Consider the following 18444-nt stretch of genomic DNA (forward strand, 5'->3'; position numbering starts at 1 on the left):
CATCCCCGGATGTTTAATACTGAATTTGTGCAATTACTACATTAAGGATTTGCAAAATCAACTATTAAATAAGTTTGTATTTTGTACCCGCAAGCTGGGCGATCCTTTTTTTTATGATTAACGATAACAGAACTGAGTGTAAAAGTCCAAAATCCCAAGCAGTTGCTTCAAGCAGTTCATCCAGTGTCAGGGTTCCCTGCTCCAGTAACAGCACGACACGCTTTTCCTCGGAAGTCTCACTCACTGCTACTTTGGAGACCCCATTCACAACCAGACTCTGCTCTCTATTGTATGAAGAAACATCCCTTGTACGCAAATCGGCTACGTACTCCTCTACAATATCCGAAGCTTCGGTGACCGTTTTCGCCCCTTGCTTAATCAAACTTAACGTACCTCTGCTCTTCGGTGATGTAATCGGTCCCGGAACGGCGAACACATCTCGATTTGCCTCCAACGCAGCATCAGCTGTAATTAGAGAACCGCTTCTTACATCTGCTTCCACGACAACGGTTCCCCGTGTCAGACCGGCAATGATCCGGTTACGCTGGGGAAACATTCCCGGATGCGATCTGGTGCCTGGTGGATATTCCGATACAATCAAGCCTCTGCTCGCCATCTCTGCAAATAAAGATGCATTTTGGGGTGGATAAATTTGATCAATCGCTGTTCCAAGCACCCCAATCGTATGGCCTCCCCGGCGCAGGGCAGCTTCGTGGCAAATACTGTCGATCCCTCTCGCCAAGCCACTGACTACTGTCATGCCTGCATCACACAATCCCTCTGTCAGCATTTCGGCCGCTCTGCGTCCATAAGCCGTAGGAATGCGGGTCCCCACCATAGCTACAGAGCATGTATGCAAAAGTGAAATGTCCCCTTTCGTATACAATACCCAAGGCGCGTCAACCGTTTCCTTCATTAATAAGGGATAATCCTCATCCAGATAAGTAATCACTCCGATATGGCCGGATCGAACGCGCTGATATATTTCATGTACCCAATCTTCATCGTAACGCTGCGCCGCTATACGGGCCTGAGCGGGATTTAAACCTACCTCAATCCATTTCTGCTCGCTAAAATGCAGCAGTTCATGCAGTCGGTAGTCACTCGACCAAATACGCTGAATTGTTTTTCTACCGATACCCTCTAATTCATGCAAACCCAGCAAAAGCCATCTTTCTTCCAAACTGCGGTTCCCCCATTCACGGGAAGAGTGAACCCTCCCTTATTTTGTGGCACAACGTATCATTTTGCAAGCGTTTCCCATATGACCCTGTCCTAACGCAAAAAAAAGCAACCTTTTCATCCCCTGTTTAAGAAGACAAAAAGGTTGCTTACCTTTCTTTCATTATACACTAGCAAGCGGCAAATTTCGATGCCATTTTACAGCTTGTATATTAATGAAGAAACACGATTTAATGTGTAGTACATAAATTCAAAATACCACGTGCTTCCAGCACACTGACCAGCGTCGAGCCCATCTCGGAAGGAGTCGGTGCCACCTTAATACCACAGGCTTCAAGCGTAGCGATTTTCTCCTTGGCAGTTCCTTTTCCACCGGAAATGATGGCGCCCGCATGCCCCATTCGTTTGCCTGGAGGCGCAGTCACACCGCCGATAAAACCGACCACCGGTTTCTTCATATTGTCTCGAATCCACTCGGCAGCTTCCTCCTCGGCTGTACCGCCGATTTCTCCGATCAGAATGACAGCATGCGTGTTAGGATCTTCATTGAAGCGTTGCAAAATATCAATAAATTCCGATCCTTTAACCGGGTCCCCGCCGATACCTACCGCAGAGGATTGTCCGATGCCCCGGGTAGTCAGCTGATGCACCGCTTCATAGGTCAGCGTGCCACTACGTGACACAACGCCTACATGGCCCGGCAGATGAATGTAGCCCGGCATGATGCCAATTTTGCACTCTCCCGGTGTAATTACGCCTGGACAGTTAGGACCGATCAGAACGGTCTTTTTACCTTCCATAAAACGTTTTACCCTGATCATATCAAGCACCGGAATGCCCTCGGTTATACAAATCACGAGGTCCAACTCTGCATCCACAGCCTCCAAAATGGAATCCGCAGCAAAAGCAGGCGGCACATAAATAACACTCGCTGTCGCGCCTGTAGCAGTCTTCGCTTCGCTGACTGTGTTAAACACGGGCAACTTGACCTGCTGTCCGTTCTCCAGCGTAATTTCCACCTCGGTGCCGCCCTTGCCTGGAGAGGTGCCTCCTACCATCTGTGTGCCATAATCAAGCGCACCCTTGGCGTGGAATAACGCCGTTTTTCCCGTAATCCCCTGTGTAATCACCTTTGTATGCTTATCAACCAAAATACTCACGATCTTCACATCCCCTATCGTTTATTCGGCATATCGGAATGCAAACAGGCTATTGAACAAGTTCGACGATTTTCTGGGCACCGTCCGCCATGGAATCAGCCGCCACGATATTCAAACCGGATTCCGCCAAAATCTGTTTACCCAACTCGACATTCGTACCTTCGAGACGGACAACAAGCGGACGTGTCAGCCCCAATTGCTTGGCAGCCTCCACCACACCGTTCGCAATAATGTCACACTGCATAATTCCGCCGAAAATGTTCACAAAAATGCCCTTTACCTTCGGATCGGACAAAATGATTTTGAACGCTTCGGTTACCTTTTCTGTCGTCGCACCGCCCCCTACGTCCAGGAAGTTGGCCGGATCGCCACCGTAATATTTGATAATGTCCATCGTCGCCATTGCAAGACCTGCCCCGTTGACCATACACCCAATATTTCCGTCCAATGCGATGTAGCTCAGATCGTATTTGGAAGCTTCGATTTCTTTCTCGTCCTCTTCGTCCAAATCACGCAGCTCCAAAATATCCTTGTGGCGGAACAGCGCATTAGAGTCAAAATTCAGTTTGGCATCCAACGCCAGCACATTCCCGTCACCTGTGACGACCAACGGATTGATCTCTGCAATCGAACAATCCTTGTCCACAAAAGCTTCATAGAGCGCCTGCATGAACTTAACCACCTTGTTCACCAGCTCATTCGGGATGTTAATGTCATACGCCAGTTTGCGCGCCTGATATACCTGAAGCCCAATCGCCGGATCAACAACCGCTTTAAAAATTTTCTCCGGAGTAGCCGCAGCTACCTCTTCGATTTCCGTACCGCCTTCTTCTGAGGCCATGATCACGACACGTCCGGTCGCACGATCCACGACAACACCGACGTAATACTCTTTACGAATATCGCAGCCTTCCTCTACCAAAAGGCGTTTAACCTCTTTGCCTTCAGGCCCGGTCTGATGTGTCACCAGTACCTTACCCAAAATTTCAGAAGCATAGGTACGCACTTCATCCAAGCTTTTGGCCACCTTCACACCGCCCGCTTTACCACGTCCACCGGCATGAATTTGCGCCTTTACCACCGTAACAGCGCTTCCAAGCGATTCTGCTGCAGCAACGGCTTCCTCCACCGTATAGGCAACCTTACCGTTCGGTACAGCCACTCCGTACTGCTTCAATACTTCTTTACCCTGATATTCATGGATATTCATTCTGGAATCCTCCTATCAACATGACTGCAACAAGGGCGGTTCACAAGGAAATCTATACTAAACCTACATCATTGTAACATGTTTTTAAAACGCTTTCCTTATAATTTAACCTTATGAATTACAGTATTTTGATATCATTATCATTCCCAAAATCGAATGCTTGGATATTAATGGATATTTATCTTAATAGAATACAAAAAAAAGAACCTCTTCAAGTGCGGAATTTATTAAATCCGTATGAGAGGTACTTTAGTTCATTGGGGCATTCCTTCATCCAGCTACGGGCTGCTACATAACAAGAAATTCGTAATGTAGCCGGAAATACCGATTATGATTTTTCAACCTGCACATTCGCTTCATGAACTCGATCCAGTAGATCATTGAATTGATGCAGAAGCGAACCGAAATGATCATGGGTCATGCTTGTTTTTTCCTGAATACATCCCGGTACAGATTGCGCTTTTTCCCGCAATGCACTTCCTTCAGGAGTCAAAGAAATCAGCACCTTACGTTCATCCTGAGTCGAACGCTTCCGGTCAATGAGTCCGGCATTCTGCAATCTTTTCAATAACGGGGTCAGTGTGCCTGAGTCCAGATACAACGCCTCGCCTAATTCCTTCACTGTACATTCCTCGCGCTCCCACAACACAATGAGCACCAAATACTGTGAGTATGTCACACCAATATTTTCCAGATAAGGCTGGTATAGCTTCGTAATCTCTCTGGAGCACGCATATATGGCAAAGCATAACTGATTATCAAGTTTTAATGCTGTACCTTCATTCAGTTTGTTATTGTCCATGCTGTCAGATCACCTACTTTCGTCATAATTTTATCACATTATATATCAAAAAGCATGCTAATTGCACAAAACACTTTACAAATAATAATTATTTTGATAAATTAAATTGTGTAAAATATAAATTGAACGAGAGGCAGTGATCGAATTATGATGACCATTCAACAAAAAATGTATGAAACCACAGTGAAAGCAGTTGGTGGACGTAATGGTTATGTCGAGTCTTCTTCCCCTGAACTTCGTTTAAATATTGATACACCCAAAGAAATGGGCGGTGCTGGTGGCGCGGGTACGAATCCTGAGCAATTGTTCGCAGCAGGCTATTCAGCGTGTTTTGACAGTGCTTTGAATATGGTTGCCCGCATGCAGCGTATTAAACATGAAGGTACCGAAGTAACAGCAACGGTCAATTTCGGTAAAGTTGAAGACGGCGGCTTTGGAATCGGAGTAAACCTCGATGTACTGGTGAAAGGCGTTGACCATGAAACAGCGGTAAAGCTGGTAGAAGGCGCACATGAACAGTGTCCTTACTCCCGCGCTACCCGCGGCAACATTGAAGTCAAGCTGAACGTGCTCTAATCCGATTTTTACAAAAAAGCCTCCGAGCTGTTTCTGGTTCGGAGGCTTTGTATACTTTCAGCTACACCTTCTCAACAAAGGATGGATAGCTGGTTTTTCTTCCATCAAGTAACATGGGAGATGATGCATAATCGTATATACGGAATTGATATACTTATTGTATAATCACGTTGTCATAATCTTTTTTCTTCTCCAGAACTTAGCGTCTGGAGCTTTTTTTGTCTATGGAATTACTTCTATGCCGCGTTATTCTTCTGAAATATTGGCATGTGCCCTGTCCATATTCCGATATTGAATGGCTTCAGCTATATGCGACACAGTGATCTTCTCTGATTGACTCAAGTCTGCAATCGTGCGTGACAGCTTGAGAATTCGATCATACGCACGCATGCTTAAACCGAGCGCATCCATCGTCTGATCAAGCAGCTCTGCCGCATTGAGTTCTAATACCGCATATTTCCGGAGCATTTGACCGGATAGTTCGCTATTCCATGAAAAAGGAAGCTTGCTGTACCTATCGATTTGTATCGCTTGAGCAGCTAGTACCTGTCTTCGCATTTCAGCGGATGACAGTGACTCCTTTTCCTCACGCCAATCCTTCGGTTGCGATACCTCAAGCTGAAGATCGATCCGGTCCAGTAATGGACCAGAAATACGCGAACGATAGCGGGCTACCGCAGCAGGTGAACAGGTACAGCGCTGATGTTGCGTATCACTTCCGAAAAAGCCGCAGTGACACGGGTTCATAGAAGCTGCAAGTAAAAAGTGTGCCGGGTACTTAAAAACTGCACGTGAACGGCTAATTGTTACATTGCGATCTTCCAACGGCTGCCTCAGTACCTCTAGCACATGACGACTAAACTCAGGTAACTCATCCAGAAATAAAATCCCCCGATGGGCAAGGCTAATTTCTCCCGGCTTGGGAATGCCACCGCCACCCACCAGTCCAGCAGCGGAAATCGTATGATGAGGTGAACGGAAGGGGCGAATGTTCATCAAATGAGGCGACGACTCCTTCCACTTGCCGGCGGCGCTGTAAATTTTGGTAACCTCCAATGCCTCTTTTTCGGTCAAGGGCGGCAGAATGGATGGCAGCCTGCGGATAAGCATCGTTTTTCCGGCACCTGGCGGCCCGATAAGGAGGATATTGTGCATTCCAGCAGCAGCGATAACCAGCGCTCGTTTGGCGTGTAGCTGGCCCAATACATCGCTGTAATCCTCCATAGCGTCAATTATCTCTTTGACCTCACCCATAGGTATCTGATCTGCCTGAGGCAAATGGTCATAAGTGTGGATAATGATCTGCTGTCTAGCAGTAATACGCTTATCTTGGGCATAGTGTTCGGCTTCATTCGGGATTGGCGTAGGAGCTGGATCCATAGCTTGCTTAATGTCTTGACTAATTATTTGATTAGCTGTTTGATTAGTTGCCTCATCATCCATTGGATCAGGTAAGTAGTTAGAATTCCGATCTTTTGATTGATCTTCAATAGCGTATTGTCCGTGATCTTTTGCTGGAATGAGATCCATCAGATGACGAACCGCGTAAATACGTATACCCGTGATCAGACATGCCTCACCTGCATTTTCCTCAGGAAGCAGCACCGAATGAAATCCTTCTCGCTTGGCCAAATCAACCATAGACAATACCCCATTCACGGGGCGAATACTTCCGTCTAACGCTAGTTCACCGATAAATAACGTTCGTTCCCCCACAGGTAAAACGACTTGTCCGCTAGTTGTCAGCAGTCCCAAAGCGATTGCAAAGTCAAAGGATGAGCCTTCCTTACGTAAATCAGCAGGAGCCAAATTTATGGTTACACGCTGGGACGGATATTTGAAACCGCAGTTTTTGATCGCTGCTCTTACGCGCTCTACAGCCTCTCGAATGGCTGAATCCGGCAATCCGATGATCGCAGTTTGAGGTAACCCATTAGACAAATCAGTCTCAACTTCAATCAGGACACCGTCTATTCCATAAAGACAAGCTCCATGTAGTTTTCCATACATAACAAAAAAACACCTCTCCTCATATTGAAATGTCTCCCCTAGGGAGCATTGCATATATGAAAAAAGGTGCTTCCAAATTTTCATCTGTTGCAAATGTAATGTTACATCTTTAATTTTCAAGCTGTCTAATCAAGGTTATTCGACAAAAGATTATTTGTCAAACAGGGTTAGCTTATCTGCTGCTGGAATACGTGGTCTTGGTTCTGGGATGACTTCAGGATAACCTGCATACACCATGCCTATGACCTTCTCACCAGGCTGGATTCCCAAATGCTTGCGGAATTTCGGCGAATAAAGAAAAGGCTTGGTGACCCAGAACGTTCCGATTCCTTTACTCCATGCGGCAAGCATAAAGTTTTGTACAAGGGCACTAACCGCTGCAAAATCCTCATCCCAAACTGCCTGACGAGGGTCTTCCTCCAACACAACTAAAAGCTGAATCGGATTGTGTAAAATGCCGCTTTCGAATTTATTATCCTTGCCAATATCGGCTTCAATAGCTTCAGCAAGCTTTTTCCGGCCGTCACCGGCAAACAAGAGAAAACGCCATGGCTCACGCATTTTATGATTGGGGGCCCATACAGCAACGTCCAGCAGTTCTTTAATGGTATCTACCGAAATGGGGTCGGATTTGAACCGTTTAATGGTCCGTCGTTCCTGAATTACATCTATGACATGTTCACTAAAGGGTTGCTCTGTCACGTATATCCTCCTTCACAGGTATAGCTCGTGGATATCACTATAACTATATTTTCAAAATGATAACCATTCTCAATAAAATATACCTTTAGCATTCCTTCCTGTCAACCTGTACATATAAAATTCGAAATGAACCTTCAAAAAATTTATCGCTCTTTTAAAATGCCTCAATTATGTGCTCCGTGACGACTGCGGTTTCGTCAATCAATCGTACAGAGATCATATCAAAACGGATTGGAACATCCTCTATCCCGTTCATATGCAGATAAACAGCGGCTGTCTGGCGAACCTGGGTTATTTTACGTGCCGTGATTGATTCTGCAGGCGTTCCATAATTGGAGCTACTTCGGCTACGTACTTCAATAAACACGAGAATATCATCCTGCGCGGCAATCAGATCCATTTCACCGCTACGACATCGCCAGTTACGCTCTATGATACGATAACCCCGATTTTCCAAAAACGAAGCCGCTGCCTGTTCACCCAAAGCTCCTTTGGCTTTTCGGTGATCCTTGCCTCCGGTCCTCATGTCCCTCATCAGCTGTCATCCCTTGGAGCAAGCTTATCTATTTGATATATATAGGTGAGCACCTCTGCCACTAACTGATATAGCTCAGCAGGAATTTGCTCATCCAAATCAAGCTTGGACAATACCTCAACCAGTGCGGCATCCTCTTGAACGGGAACGCCGTGCTCTTTGGCTTTTTCCAAAATGCTATCCGCAATACGACCGCTTCCTTTGGCAACGACGATTGGGGCTTCGCTCTCACCGGGCGTATATTTAAGGGCGACAGCCTTCTTCCTGGAAGGAGAAGGAGCCTCCAACGGCTCTTTCATATTTTAAGATCGACTCCTTTATACGGCTGAGGCACATAGCTTTGTACCTCCGAAGAGACCAGACCTTTGCTCTCCTGTCCAGTCCTTATCGGCATCGGTTCGGTACGCAACGATAAAAGCTGATATCCTAGTGATTCCAGCGCCGTATGAATGGATTCACGCCCACTGGTCAACAGCGAAGCGGCCCAATCCTGATCGTTATGGAGCTTGAGGCTCACAATCCGGTCCACGACTTGCACATCCACCAATGTCGGCCCTAGCGCCTTCATGTCCAAATCAAACCAAAGCCGGCAGTTGGATGCATCCAGCTCCCCGCGTTTACCACGTCGAGACTGAATCTGGATCGTAGCTGTTTCACGACCATCCGGACCGACAAATGGAATAAACATGTGTACCTGTGCAAAAGGGGCCGTCCGATCCGTATTCAGCAGCAGCTGCTGACCCGTCAGGTGCTGCACGACCTGCTGCGCCGTCTCTTTCAGAGCGGGCGGCAGGTCAGCGCTGCTCATTAACTGGAGCAGCGCCCCTTTCACGGTGTCGGCGTCCGCTGACACCGCACCGCCCGCCGCAGCCGCTAATCCCGGCAGCGGCTGCGCTCCTTCCGGCGGCTCCATACGGGCCGCCGCCGTTCCCTGCGCGGTCTGTGCAGCCGCGCGGTGTACCTGCTGCTCGTGCTCTGCACCGAGCAGCTTCAGCACACGGCCCACCCACGGGTCCTCCGTGGGGGTGAGCTGCGTGCTGGACGGCACGGACGCCGCTGGCTGCACAGCAGCAGCGTCCGTAGCCCGCAGAGCGCCAGCCGCAGGCTGCGGTGCTTCTGTTGCGGGCTGCTCCGGCGCAGCCGTGCCCAGCGCGGGCGGCACCGCCGCGCGCAGCTCTTGCAGCAGCGTACGCAGCCGCTGAAGAGGCGCCTCCGGCGTGGCCGCGTTGCCCGCAGCGGGCTGCGGTGCGGCGGCACGGTCAGCTGTAGCGGCGTCGGCGTTCTTAGGCTGCTGTGTACCCGCTGTAGCAGCTTGCGGCTGCTCCGCTCCGGCACGTGGAGCCCTCAATGCATCAGGGCCCGATTCAGGTGCATTTACACCAGAGTCCGCTACCACGTCCGTGGCTATGGTTCCACGCCCATTAGCTAGTGCTGGTTCCCCGGAGGCAGCACCTTTAGCTACAGATGCAGCAGTTCCAGTCGGAGCATCCGTGTCTGTCGCCGAAGCGCCCGCTTCACCCACCATAGCAGCAAGATTTGCCGCCTGAGTCCCTTTCAGCGTCTCCTTGCCTCCTGCTGCCTGTGCCACTTCTGCCTGCTTTGTAGCAACAGCAGCGGCATCTTTGGACAATACAGGAGCTTGGCCTTCTGGTGCATCTGCAATCACAGCTGAAGAAGCGCCTGATGGAGCAGGGGACATTCGGTCAGCCCCCTTTACCGCTGTTGCTTCTCCCGCCGTACGGTCAGCAGATGCTCCTTGTCCTTGCTGCTTGAATACTGCTTCAAGCTCCTGCTCCAGCGAAGACAAAAGATCATTTAAAGGAGGGCCAAACATCGCCTGTCGCAGGCCGTTTATACTTTCCGCCGTCAACGGCAATCCACGTTGAAAGGCAACCGCTGCTGCCTGCACAAAAGTCTCTATTTGTACTTTTCCCGGCTGCTTCGCCAAAGCGTCTCGTAAAGAAGCCGCATTTTCCGATGTCAACGGTACGCCATTCTTTTGCATCGCCTGTATCAGCTCCCTGTTCTGCGCTGTATCCGGTAGTCCCACCGAATCCAGTACATCTGCCAGCGCTACAGTCTGCTGCCCTGTGTTGGCTGCATCGTTCAAAGGCTTAAGTACAGTCATTCCGCTGGGAGAAGCTGGCTGGACCTGGAGTAATGTGGACTGCCCAGGTTGAAGAGGGGTTTCCAGCTTGGCTCTGACCTGGGAACCTTGAATTTGCAACACAGCCTCACCGCCGTCCTCAGACACCTTTAATACGACGCCTCGCACGACCTGACCTGGCTGCATATCGAGCTTTTTAGCCTCTCCCGCCTTCACATCACCAAGTAATCCTCGAAATACAGATCCGATATTCATAGGGTCCCTCCTCTCTTCATGCCCCATATTCAAGGGGCCTATTTTATTAGGTCAGGATTTTGCAAAATCCTTAGGTATACATTATATCGGCACAGTCCCGACTCATAATAAGTATTTACAGGTCAAACAACGTCGGTTGCTCGATCAACAAATTACCAAGAAAGCTGCGTCTATGCATTGCTGTAGGTCCCAGCGTCAAAATTTGTTCCCTATGCAGCTTCGTAGCGTAACCTTTATGTATGCCAATCCCATATTCCGGGTACTTTGCATCCCATTCACCTTTGCACAATCGATCACGGGTTACCTTGGCAATAATAGAAGCCGCAGCAATAGACTGGCTGTTCGCATCTCCTTTAATAATAGAAAGCTGGGATATAGGCAAATCCACCTTTTCTGCATCTACAAGTAAATAATCAGGAGATACATGCAGAGCCTCAACAGCCTGCTTCATAGCCAAACGAGCTGCCTGTTTAATATTGATGGCATCAATCGTTCGTGCGTCCACATACCCGACTCCTACGGCGATGGCCTTCTCCATAATCAGCTCATAGTAGGTTTCCCTCTTTTTGTCCGTCAGCTTTTTGGAATCATCCACGCCCTCCAGCAGCTCACCGTTCGGCAAAATGACCGCCGCAGCCACAACATCCCCGAATAAACATCCTCGGCCTACCTCATCAATGCCAGCGATGCGCTCATAGGATTGCTCCCAGCACTCTTTTTCATAGCGCAGCATGTCCGTTACCGCTTTTTCTTCCATACTCCCTACCCGCCTATCTATATGTATTTTAAGCTCTGCATCAATTTAATTCAGCTTAACACAGACCTGTCCATCCCAAAACCCCTTTGGTTAACCTACCTTCACATACCAAAAAACCTTCCTCTCTCCGGAGAGATGGGGAAGGTTCTTCCTTGCCACACTATGCTATGCGGTGTATCCGATACATCAGGCAGAATCGAATCAGTAAGGAGCTTCCAAACTGAAACGTCCCAGCTTACCTGCACGCAGCTCACGTAAAATGATTTTTGACGACTTTTCGAGATCTACACGTCCACCGCTGACAATACAGCCGCGTTTACGTCCAATCGCTTCCATGACACTGACAATTTCATCGGCATTTTCCGTATCCTCGGGACGTTCAGTCAGCTCAAAGCGCGCTTCCAGCTCATCCCAGTAATATTGAACCAAATATTTTGTCGCGAAAAAAGCGATATCCTCAACATTCAAAATCTCTTCCTTGATCGCGCCTGTAACTGCCAGACGATAACCAACATTCTGATCCTCGAATTTGGGCCACAAAATACCCGGTGTATCCAGCAGCTCAATTTCACCAATCTTGATCCATTGCTGTGCCTTCGTCACCCCAGGACGATCGCCTGTAGCCGCAATGCTACGTCCTGCCATACGGTTGATCAGAGTCGATTTACCAACATTCGGAATACCAACAATCAAAGCACGCATAGGGCGCGGATTCATACCTTTTGATATCTGTCGATCTATCTTTTCCTTAAGCAGCAACTTGGCCTGAACCGGAATTTCTTTCATCCCTGTGCCTGTTGTAGCATCCACCTGAAAGGCGATATGCCCTTGCTCCTTAAAATAGGCAATCCACTGCTGTGATACAACCGGGTCCGCCAAATCTGCCTTATTTAAAATAATCATTCGCGGCTTGCCCTGCAAAATATCATCAATCATTGGATTTCGGCTGGAAAGCGGCAATCGAGCATCAATCAACTCAATTACCAAATCAATCAGCTTTAATTTTGCTTCAATTTGGCGGCGCGCTTTGGTCATATGACCAGGAAACCATTGTATCGTCACCGTCATCACCTCATTGATCGTAACTCCTAACGTTTCCCATAGGGTTATGCGTCAGGATTACGGCAGCTATGCTGCATATTAGTTGTTCTAGTGGTTAATCCACTTCATATCCTTCACCGGCCAGAAAATAACATCAGCACGACCGACGACTTCCTTCAAATCAATATATCCAATCATCCGACTATCTGTACTGTTGGAACGGTTATCTCCCATAACAAAAATATGTCCTGCCGGAACTTTACCATCCTTAAAATTTTCATTTGGGAAATTTGTAAACTTGTTGTAAAGCTCACCATTTTGATGCGCTTCCTCCACTGGAGCTTTCAAGTAAGGCTCCTGAATAGGTTTACCATTCACCGTAATCGTGTCACCTTCTACCTTAACCGTGTCGCCCTCAACGGCAATGACGCGCTTTATGAAGTCTCTTCCTTCATCCGGCACATGAAACACGATTACCTCTCCCGGTTTTGGGGAACGGAAATCATACAAAATTTCATTTACAATGACACGTTCTCCGGTATGAAAGTTTGGCTGCATCGACGGACCATCCACAATAAACGGCTTAAAAAGAAACCAACGGATTAAAAAGACCAACACTAACGCGATAACGATGGCCTTGATCCACTCGAAAATCTCATTTTTCGGTTTACGCTTGGGTGTGCCATCCTGTTCAGTCGGATGCTGTATAGCTCCTTGTCCTACTTCTTGCTCCATAGCTCACTGTCCTCTCTTTACGGTCAATAATCCACAGTTCCCTATGTACGTAGAAAAAACGAAAGGAGCTTGTAATCAAGCCCCTTTCGTTATTCGTTGTATTAACGACGAATTTCTTTAATTCTCGCTGCTTTACCGCGCAGTTCACGAAGATAATAAAGCTTCGCACGACGCACTTTACCACGGCGAGCCACGTCGATTTTATCGATTTTCGGGGAATGAAGCGGGAAAGTTCTTTCCACACCTACACCGTAAGAAATTTTACGAACTGTAAAAGTCTCACTGATTCCACCACCACGGCGTTTAATTACAACACCTTCAAACAACTGGATACGCTCACGAGTTCCCTCAATAACTTTCACGTGCACTTTCAAAGTGTCACCGGGACGAAAGTTAGGCAAATCTTTACGCAGTTGTTCTTCAGTGATCGCTTGGACGATATTCATCTATGACTCCCTCCTTCCGTACAGGTGTTCATGCATCTTCTGGAAACACATCCGTTTCCTTCATCATCCACAGAGGACCACCGTATTACACACAACAGATGTATTGTATCATGGAGGATACCGCATTGCAACAAGAAAAAGGGATTTGACCAAACATTATATTTAATTAATTACATTATAAAACAGGTTAGCACCTGCTTTCAAATCCACTCATTGCTAAAGCTCTTCAATACACTCTTCCCATGATCAATCCATCTTGCGCTGTTCCTCTATCCATACCCGTTCCTTGCTTGTCAATTCAGCCTGCTCCAGCAGATCCGGTCGACGTTCCATCGTACGACACAGCGCCTCCTGTCGTCTCCAGGCATCAATATTAACGTGATGTCCTGACAACAGCACCTCTGGTACCTTCCAGCCCCGAAACTCAGCAGGTCTCGTATAATGCGGGTACTCCAGCAGACCCGTACTGAAAGAGTCCGTTACTGCACTCGTTTCATTGCCCAGCACTCCAGGCAGCAACCGTGCCACACTATCTATAGCGACCATGGCGGGCAGTTCCCCACCAGTCAACACATAATCTCCGATAGAAAGCTCATCCGTCACCAAATACTCGCGAATACGCTCATCATAGCCCTCATAATGCCCGCATATAAAAATAAGATGGTCCTCTTTAGCAAGCTCCTCCGCTTTCTTTTGCGTAAAAGTCTCACCTTGCGGACACATCAAAATAATACGCGGAGCTTTCAAACCTGCACTCAATCCGGCCTCTTCACCTTGAACAACTTCGTCTGTGTTCCCTAATATGGTTGGATGCTCTGCTTCATCCAATAACGTCTCCACCGCAGTGAAAATCGGGTCAGGCTTCAATACCATCCCGCCCCCACCGCCATAGGGTGTATCATCCACTTGACCATGCTTGTTCCCGGCATATTGGCGAAAATTAACCGCTTGCAGTGATATGATTCCCTTATCCCTTGCTTTTCCCAGAATGCTTGCATTAAATACACCGTCAAACATTTCGGGAAACAGGGTCAGCACATCCACCCGCATTACAGTAGTCCTTCCATCAACCGTACCGTAACCCGTTTTTCAGGCACGTTTACATCCAAAATGACATCTTCTATATACGGCAACAGCAGTTCCTTACCATCAGGCATTGTGACTACCCATACATCGTTAGCTCCTGGTGTCAAAATCTCTTTCACTACACCAAGCTTTTCTCCGTCTTCTGTCACTACTTCCAGGCCAACAACTTCATGAAAATAGAACTCATTTTCCTCTAGTTCGCCTAGCCGTTCAGCGGATACCTTCAATAAGCTGCCTTTATACTTTTCAACATCATTGATGTTGTGATATTCCTTGAATTTGGCTACAACCATATTTTTTTGAAAACGTGCTGTTTCAACAGTTACAGGGATCGGCGCTTTACCATCCACAGGAATGATCAACAGCTCACTGCCTTTGTCAAAACGATCCTCCGGGAAATCAGTCGTCGCTAATATTTTAAGCTCGCCGCGGATTCCGTGTGTATTCACAATTTTCCCGACATTAAAGAATTGCTGCATCGTGTTCCTCCTGCATATAATCGGTCCCGCTCCATATCATCTTCATCATGTACGAAAAAGGGTTAGGACATACATCCTAACCCACTTTCGTATATCTTTAAGATATGATGTCTACGGTAACCCGTTTATCCATCTTAACGGCTGCTGATGTAACCACAGTGCGAAGCGCCTTGGCGATACGACCCTGCTTGCCAATGATTTTGCCTACATCCTCAGGATGCACGCTAAGCTCATATACGACAAGCCGATCCTTCTCCAAGGTCTTCACGGTTACATCTTCCGGATGATCGACTAAAGCCTTAGCAATGATTATCACTAATTCTTCCATGGTTGACCCTCCGCATCAGCACCTTATTTCTGTTGTTTAAGCTCATGAAACTTTTTCATTACGCCCGCTTTGCTAAGCAAGTTGCGGACTGTATCGGATGCTTGTGCGCCATCTTGCAACCATTTCAACGCTTTATCTTCATCAATTTTTACAACTGCTGGTACTGTAATAGGGTTGTAATAACCGATTTCTTCGATAAAACGACCGTCACGCGGGGAACGGGAATCCGATACCACGACGCGATAGAAAGGAGCTTTATGTGCACCCATACGTTTCAGACGAATACGAACTGCCACGAAAATTCACCTCCTTCAAAAAGTAGACTGTATATTGTTATCCTATAATTCCAACGGCCTATTAGCCTTAACGGAAAGGAAACTTCATACCTTTACCCATACCCTTCAACTGCTTCAGAGCTTTGTTTTTGCCACCCTTGGGTCCCATCATATCTGAGAACTGCTTCATCATGCGCCGCATTTCATCAAATTGCTTGATCAGGCGATTTACCTCAGCCAGTGATGTTCCACTGCCTACAGCAATCCGCTTGCGGCGGCTATGATTAATCATGTCCGGGTTTTGCTTTTCTTGTGTGGTCATGGAATGAACGATAGCCTCAATCCGGCCCATCTGCTTATCATCCACTTTGACATCTTTCATTTGCTTCATATTGCCCATGCCGGGAATCATATCGAGAATCTGGTCGATTGGGCCAAGCTTTTTAACTTGATCCATCTGCTCCAGAAAATCTTCGAAGGTAAATTCAGCATTGCGCATTTTCCGTTCCATTTCCTTCGCCTTATCGGCGTCGATATTGGATTGCGCTTTTTCAATCAGGGACAACATGTCGCCCATACCCAAAATCCGTGAAGCCATCCGTTCCGGATGAAACGGCTCCATCGCATCCAGCTTTTCACCCAATGTAGCAAACTTGATCGGGCATCCGGTCACAGCCTTAACCGACAAGGCCGCACCACCGCGGGTATCACCGTCCAGCTTCGTTAGTACAACCCCTGTTAACTCCAAGCTGGTGTTAAAGTGCTCTGCCACGTTTACTGCATCCTGACCAGTCATGCTATCAACAACCAGCAGAACTTCGTCCGGCTTAACGTCCGCATGAATCTGACGCAACTCTTCCATAAGCTCTTCATCCACATGAAGACGACCAGCAGTATCTATAATAACGTAGTCATTACCGTTATCCTTGGCATGCTGTAAGCCCTGTTTTGCAATCTCCACCGGGCTTGTCTGATCACCAAGCGTAAATACAGGAGCATTAATCTGCTCACCAAGTACCTGTAGCTGCTTGATCGCAGCCGGTCTATATATATCACCAGCTACAAGCAATGGGCGATGATTTTGCTTTTGCAGCAGCTTCGCCAGCTTACCGGATGTCGTCGTCTTACCTGCGCCCTGGAGACCCACCATCATAATGACCGTAGGCGGTTTGTTTGCCTTGGCAAGCTTGGCTTGACTGCCACCCATCAACTCGGTCAGTTCCTTGTTCACGATGTCGATGATTACCATACCTGGTGTAAAGCTGTCCATCACTTCCTTGCCGATGGATTTCTCCTTCACCTTGGCAATAAAGTCCTTTACAACCTTGAAGTTAACGTCCGCCTCCAGCAAAGCTAATCGTACTTCGCGCATCGCCTGAGCTACATCATCCTCAGACACTTTTCCTTTGCCGCGCAGTTTACTGAATACATTTTGCAAGCGGGTCGATAATCCTTCAAATGCCATATTTTCGCACCTCCTTGTCTACCAGGGTTGTTTGTTTACTAATCTATATGACCTACAATTCCTGCAGGCGATTTACAATTTGATTAACATGTTGCAGAGTGCCCTCATCGGGTTCACCGATTTTACCGAAAGCTTCATACAACGCCGTATTTAGTTCTTCCAGATCTCGGCTTCTGCGCTCGTGTTTACTAAGCAATCCGAGCTTTTCCTCATACATTTCCAGCACCTGCTCGGCACGTTTAATATGCTCATACACGGCCTGACGGCTAATTTGAAATTCCGAGGCAATCTCTCCCAGAGAAAAATCGTCATGGAAGTAATATTTCAAAAACATCTGTTGCTTCTCCGTAAGTAAAGGTTCATAGAAGTCAAACAGTCGGTTAATCCGGTTTGTCTTTTCCAGCCGATTCTCCTGACTCATCGCGTATACCTCCATCGTCAAGGAAAAACACTTTACAGTTCTTTTCAACGATCCTTATCATACATAAAAGAAAAGAAGATGTCAAGCGTTATCCCTTGTCAACCAAAAAAAAGCCAATCCACTGCCCTTAAACGGAAGTACGAATCGGCTTTTTGTCTACTAGGATTTAAACTCTTACCGGAGTAAGGTACAACAGAACAGCCAGAAAATGAAGTATGCTGCCTGCCAGAACAAACATATGCCAGATCGCATGATGATACGGAAACGCCCGCCACACATAGAAGATTGTGCCCAATGTGTACATTAGACCGCCCACGAACAATAGCGTCATGCCCCCGGCGGGAACAGCTGCCACCAGCGGGTTCCAGGCAATGATGATAAGCCAGCCCATGACAATGTAGAACACGGTAGACATGAACAGGAAGCGCTTGGTGAAGAATGCCTTGAACAGCACACCAAACAGGGCGATTCCCCAAATAACGCCAAACAGCGTCCAGCCTAAAGTCCCGCGCAGTGCAACGAGCATAAACGGAGTGTAGCTGCCTGCAATGAACAGGTAAATGCAAGAATGATCGAATATCTCGAACAAATCCTTCAATTTTCCTTCGCGCAGACTATGAAGCAACGTGGAATTGGTGTACAACAGCAACATCGTGATTCCGTAAATCGTGAAACTGACGACATGCCAAGTGGTCCCTTTCAAGCTTGCAAAAACAATGAGCAGCACAAGTGCCGCGACACTTAAAACGGCTCCAATTCCGTGTGTGATGGCATTGGCTATTTCTTCCCGGCGGGAATAAGTATAGGTATTCGCCATTGGTTCTTCACCCGGCTTCCTGTGAAATATTTTTATATTCTAAAAATCATATCCG

21 protein-coding genes are annotated in these 18444 nt (G+C 47.5%); 1 reads left to right on the forward strand and 20 read right to left on the reverse strand.

Going from position 1 to position 18444, the window contains the following annotated elements; translation table 11 throughout:
* Positions 1 to 64: 64 nt before the first annotated feature.
* The 4 genes from dprA to ACIFO6_RS09485 all read right to left on the reverse strand — a co-directional run bounded on the left by dprA (position 65) and on the right by ACIFO6_RS09485 (position 4354).
* Complete coding sequence (gene dprA / locus ACIFO6_RS09470; RefSeq protein ID WP_430040273.1) at positions 65 to 1183, reverse strand: DNA-processing protein DprA; 1119 nt, start codon at positions 1181 to 1183, stop codon at positions 65 to 67.
* A 229-nt stretch (positions 1184 to 1412) separates the two neighbouring features.
* Entirely contained in the window at positions 1413 to 2342 is a 930-nt protein-coding gene (gene sucD, locus ACIFO6_RS09475) for a succinate--CoA ligase subunit alpha (protein ID WP_430040275.1), read from the reverse strand.
* Positions 2343 to 2391: 49 nt separating this feature from the next.
* Entirely contained in the window at positions 2392 to 3552 is a 1161-nt protein-coding gene (gene sucC, locus ACIFO6_RS09480; protein WP_430040277.1) for an ADP-forming succinate--CoA ligase subunit beta, read from the reverse strand.
* Between the two features lie 328 nt (positions 3553 to 3880).
* A complete protein-coding gene (locus ACIFO6_RS09485; protein WP_430040279.1) occupies positions 3881 to 4354 on the reverse strand; it encodes a MarR family winged helix-turn-helix transcriptional regulator in 474 nt (157 codons plus the stop codon).
* A gap of 147 nt (positions 4355 to 4501) precedes the next feature.
* Here ACIFO6_RS09485 and ACIFO6_RS09490 point away from each other — a divergent pair, with 147 nt between their 5' ends.
* Positions 4502 to 4930 carry an organic hydroperoxide resistance protein gene (locus ACIFO6_RS09490; protein WP_137062708.1) on the forward strand — a complete coding sequence of 143 codons (429 nt, stop codon included), beginning with the start codon at positions 4502 to 4504 and terminating at the stop codon, positions 4928 to 4930.
* Between the two features lie 246 nt (positions 4931 to 5176).
* Here the strand turns inward: ACIFO6_RS09490 and ACIFO6_RS09495 are convergent, their stop codons facing one another.
* The 16 genes from ACIFO6_RS09495 to trhA form a co-directional block, all read right to left on the reverse strand.
* On the reverse strand, positions 5177 to 6940 hold the full coding sequence (locus ACIFO6_RS09495) for a YifB family Mg chelatase-like AAA ATPase (protein ID WP_430040281.1): 1764 nt from the start codon (positions 6938 to 6940) through the stop codon (positions 5177 to 5179).
* Positions 6941 to 7090: 150 nt separating this feature from the next.
* Entirely contained in the window at positions 7091 to 7642 is a 552-nt protein-coding gene (locus ACIFO6_RS09500; protein WP_430040283.1) for a nitroreductase family protein, read from the reverse strand.
* Between the two features lie 154 nt (positions 7643 to 7796).
* Complete coding sequence (locus ACIFO6_RS09505; RefSeq protein ID WP_430040285.1) at positions 7797 to 8177, reverse strand: YraN family protein; 381 nt, start codon at positions 8175 to 8177, stop codon at positions 7797 to 7799.
* Entirely contained in the window at positions 8177 to 8476 is a 300-nt protein-coding gene (locus tag ACIFO6_RS09510) for an EscU/YscU/HrcU family type III secretion system export apparatus switch protein (RefSeq protein ID WP_430040287.1), read from the reverse strand. Before ACIFO6_RS09510 ends, ACIFO6_RS09505 begins: the two co-directional genes overlap by 1 nt.
* Positions 8473 to 10539, reverse strand: a complete 2067-nt coding sequence (locus ACIFO6_RS09515; protein ID WP_430040289.1) for a DNA ligase — start codon at positions 10537 to 10539, stop codon at positions 8473 to 8475. Before ACIFO6_RS09515 ends, ACIFO6_RS09510 begins: the two co-directional genes overlap by 4 nt.
* 115 nt (positions 10540 to 10654) lie before the next feature.
* Positions 10655 to 11296: a ribonuclease HII gene (locus ACIFO6_RS09520; RefSeq protein ID WP_430040290.1), complete on the reverse strand. Its 642-nt coding sequence runs from the start codon at positions 11294 to 11296 to the stop codon at positions 10655 to 10657.
* A 201-nt stretch (positions 11297 to 11497) separates the two neighbouring features.
* Positions 11498 to 12358, reverse strand: a complete 861-nt coding sequence (ylqF, locus tag ACIFO6_RS09525) for a ribosome biogenesis GTPase YlqF (RefSeq protein WP_430040292.1) — start codon at positions 12356 to 12358, stop codon at positions 11498 to 11500.
* An 87-nt stretch (positions 12359 to 12445) separates the two neighbouring features.
* Positions 12446 to 13072 carry a signal peptidase I gene (gene lepB, locus ACIFO6_RS09530; protein WP_044644889.1) on the reverse strand — a complete coding sequence of 209 codons (627 nt, stop codon included), beginning with the start codon at positions 13070 to 13072 and terminating at the stop codon, positions 12446 to 12448.
* A gap of 101 nt (positions 13073 to 13173) precedes the next feature.
* A complete protein-coding gene (rplS, locus tag ACIFO6_RS09535) occupies positions 13174 to 13518 on the reverse strand; it encodes a 50S ribosomal protein L19 (protein WP_010346403.1) in 345 nt (114 codons plus the stop codon).
* A gap of 246 nt (positions 13519 to 13764) precedes the next feature.
* The gene (gene trmD, locus ACIFO6_RS09540; protein WP_430040294.1) at positions 13765 to 14568 is read right to left on the reverse strand and encodes a tRNA (guanosine(37)-N1)-methyltransferase TrmD; all 804 of its coding nucleotides are present in this window, start codon (positions 14566 to 14568) and stop codon (positions 13765 to 13767) included.
* Positions 14568 to 15083 (reverse strand): ribosome maturation factor RimM, encoded by a 516-nt coding sequence (gene rimM, locus ACIFO6_RS09545; RefSeq protein WP_430040296.1) that lies wholly within the window; start codon positions 15081 to 15083, stop codon positions 14568 to 14570. Before rimM ends, trmD begins: the two co-directional genes overlap by 1 nt.
* A 97-nt stretch (positions 15084 to 15180) precedes the next feature.
* Positions 15181 to 15411 carry a KH domain-containing protein gene (locus ACIFO6_RS09550; protein WP_430040298.1) on the reverse strand — a complete coding sequence of 77 codons (231 nt, stop codon included), beginning with the start codon at positions 15409 to 15411 and terminating at the stop codon, positions 15181 to 15183.
* A 23-nt stretch (positions 15412 to 15434) separates the two neighbouring features.
* The gene (rpsP, locus tag ACIFO6_RS09555; protein WP_014281051.1) at positions 15435 to 15707 is read right to left on the reverse strand and encodes a 30S ribosomal protein S16; all 273 of its coding nucleotides are present in this window, start codon (positions 15705 to 15707) and stop codon (positions 15435 to 15437) included.
* Between the two features lie 67 nt (positions 15708 to 15774).
* The gene (ffh, locus tag ACIFO6_RS09560) at positions 15775 to 17151 is read right to left on the reverse strand and encodes a signal recognition particle protein (RefSeq protein WP_430040300.1); all 1377 of its coding nucleotides are present in this window, start codon (positions 17149 to 17151) and stop codon (positions 15775 to 15777) included.
* 52 nt (positions 17152 to 17203) lie between these two features.
* Positions 17204 to 17572 (reverse strand): putative DNA-binding protein, encoded by a 369-nt coding sequence (locus tag ACIFO6_RS09565; protein ID WP_430040302.1) that lies wholly within the window; start codon positions 17570 to 17572, stop codon positions 17204 to 17206.
* A 166-nt stretch (positions 17573 to 17738) separates the two neighbouring features.
* The gene (gene trhA / locus ACIFO6_RS09570; RefSeq protein WP_430040304.1) at positions 17739 to 18389 is read right to left on the reverse strand and encodes a PAQR family membrane homeostasis protein TrhA; all 651 of its coding nucleotides are present in this window, start codon (positions 18387 to 18389) and stop codon (positions 17739 to 17741) included.
* Positions 18390 to 18444 lie beyond the last annotated feature (55 nt).

It is taken from the genome of Paenibacillus sp. NRS-1781 (assembly GCF_050467745.1).
Taxonomy (GTDB): domain Bacteria; phylum Bacillota; class Bacilli; order Paenibacillales; family Paenibacillaceae; genus Paenibacillus; species Paenibacillus terrae_A.

What these genes read in the sequence shown, in the direction of transcription:
- sucC (WP_430040277.1), bottom strand. Translation starts at nt 3,552, where the DNA reads ATGAATATCCATGAATATCAGGGTAAAGAAGTATTGAAGCAGTACGGA.
- ACIFO6_RS09485 (WP_430040279.1), bottom strand. Translation starts at nt 4,354, where the DNA reads ATGGACAATAACAAACTGAATGAAGGTACAGCATTAAAACTTGATAAT.
- ACIFO6_RS09490 (WP_137062708.1), top strand. Translation starts at nt 4,502, where the DNA reads ATGATGACCATTCAACAAAAAATGTATGAAACCACAGTGAAAGCAGTT.
- ACIFO6_RS09495 (WP_430040281.1), bottom strand. Translation starts at nt 6,940, where the DNA reads ATGTATGGAAAACTACATGGAGCTTGTCTTTATGGAATAGACGGTGTC.
- ACIFO6_RS09505 (WP_430040285.1), bottom strand. Translation starts at nt 8,177, where the DNA reads ATGAGGGACATGAGGACCGGAGGCAAGGATCACCGAAAAGCCAAAGGA.
- ACIFO6_RS09510 (WP_430040287.1), bottom strand. Translation starts at nt 8,476, where the DNA reads ATGAAAGAGCCGTTGGAGGCTCCTTCTCCTTCCAGGAAGAAGGCTGTC.
- ACIFO6_RS09515 (WP_430040289.1), bottom strand. Translation starts at nt 10,539, where the DNA reads ATGAATATCGGATCTGTATTTCGAGGATTACTTGGTGATGTGAAGGCG.
- ACIFO6_RS09520 (WP_430040290.1), bottom strand. Translation starts at nt 11,296, where the DNA reads ATGGAAGAAAAAGCGGTAACGGACATGCTGCGCTATGAAAAAGAGTGC.
- lepB (WP_044644889.1), bottom strand. Translation starts at nt 13,072, where the DNA reads ATGGAGCAAGAAGTAGGACAAGGAGCTATACAGCATCCGACTGAACAG.
- rplS (WP_010346403.1), bottom strand. Translation starts at nt 13,518, where the DNA reads ATGAATATCGTCCAAGCGATCACTGAAGAACAACTGCGTAAAGATTTG.
- trmD (WP_430040294.1), bottom strand. Translation starts at nt 14,568, where the DNA reads ATGCGGGTGGATGTGCTGACCCTGTTTCCCGAAATGTTTGACGGTGTA.
- rimM (WP_430040296.1), bottom strand. Translation starts at nt 15,083, where the DNA reads ATGCAGCAATTCTTTAATGTCGGGAAAATTGTGAATACACACGGAATC.
- ACIFO6_RS09550 (WP_430040298.1), bottom strand. Translation starts at nt 15,411, where the DNA reads ATGGAAGAATTAGTGATAATCATTGCTAAGGCTTTAGTCGATCATCCG.
- ffh (WP_430040300.1), bottom strand. Translation starts at nt 17,151, where the DNA reads ATGGCATTTGAAGGATTATCGACCCGCTTGCAAAATGTATTCAGTAAA.
- ACIFO6_RS09565 (WP_430040302.1), bottom strand. Translation starts at nt 17,572, where the DNA reads ATGAGTCAGGAGAATCGGCTGGAAAAGACAAACCGGATTAACCGACTG.
- trhA (WP_430040304.1), bottom strand. Translation starts at nt 18,389, where the DNA reads ATGGCGAATACCTATACTTATTCCCGCCGGGAAGAAATAGCCAATGCC.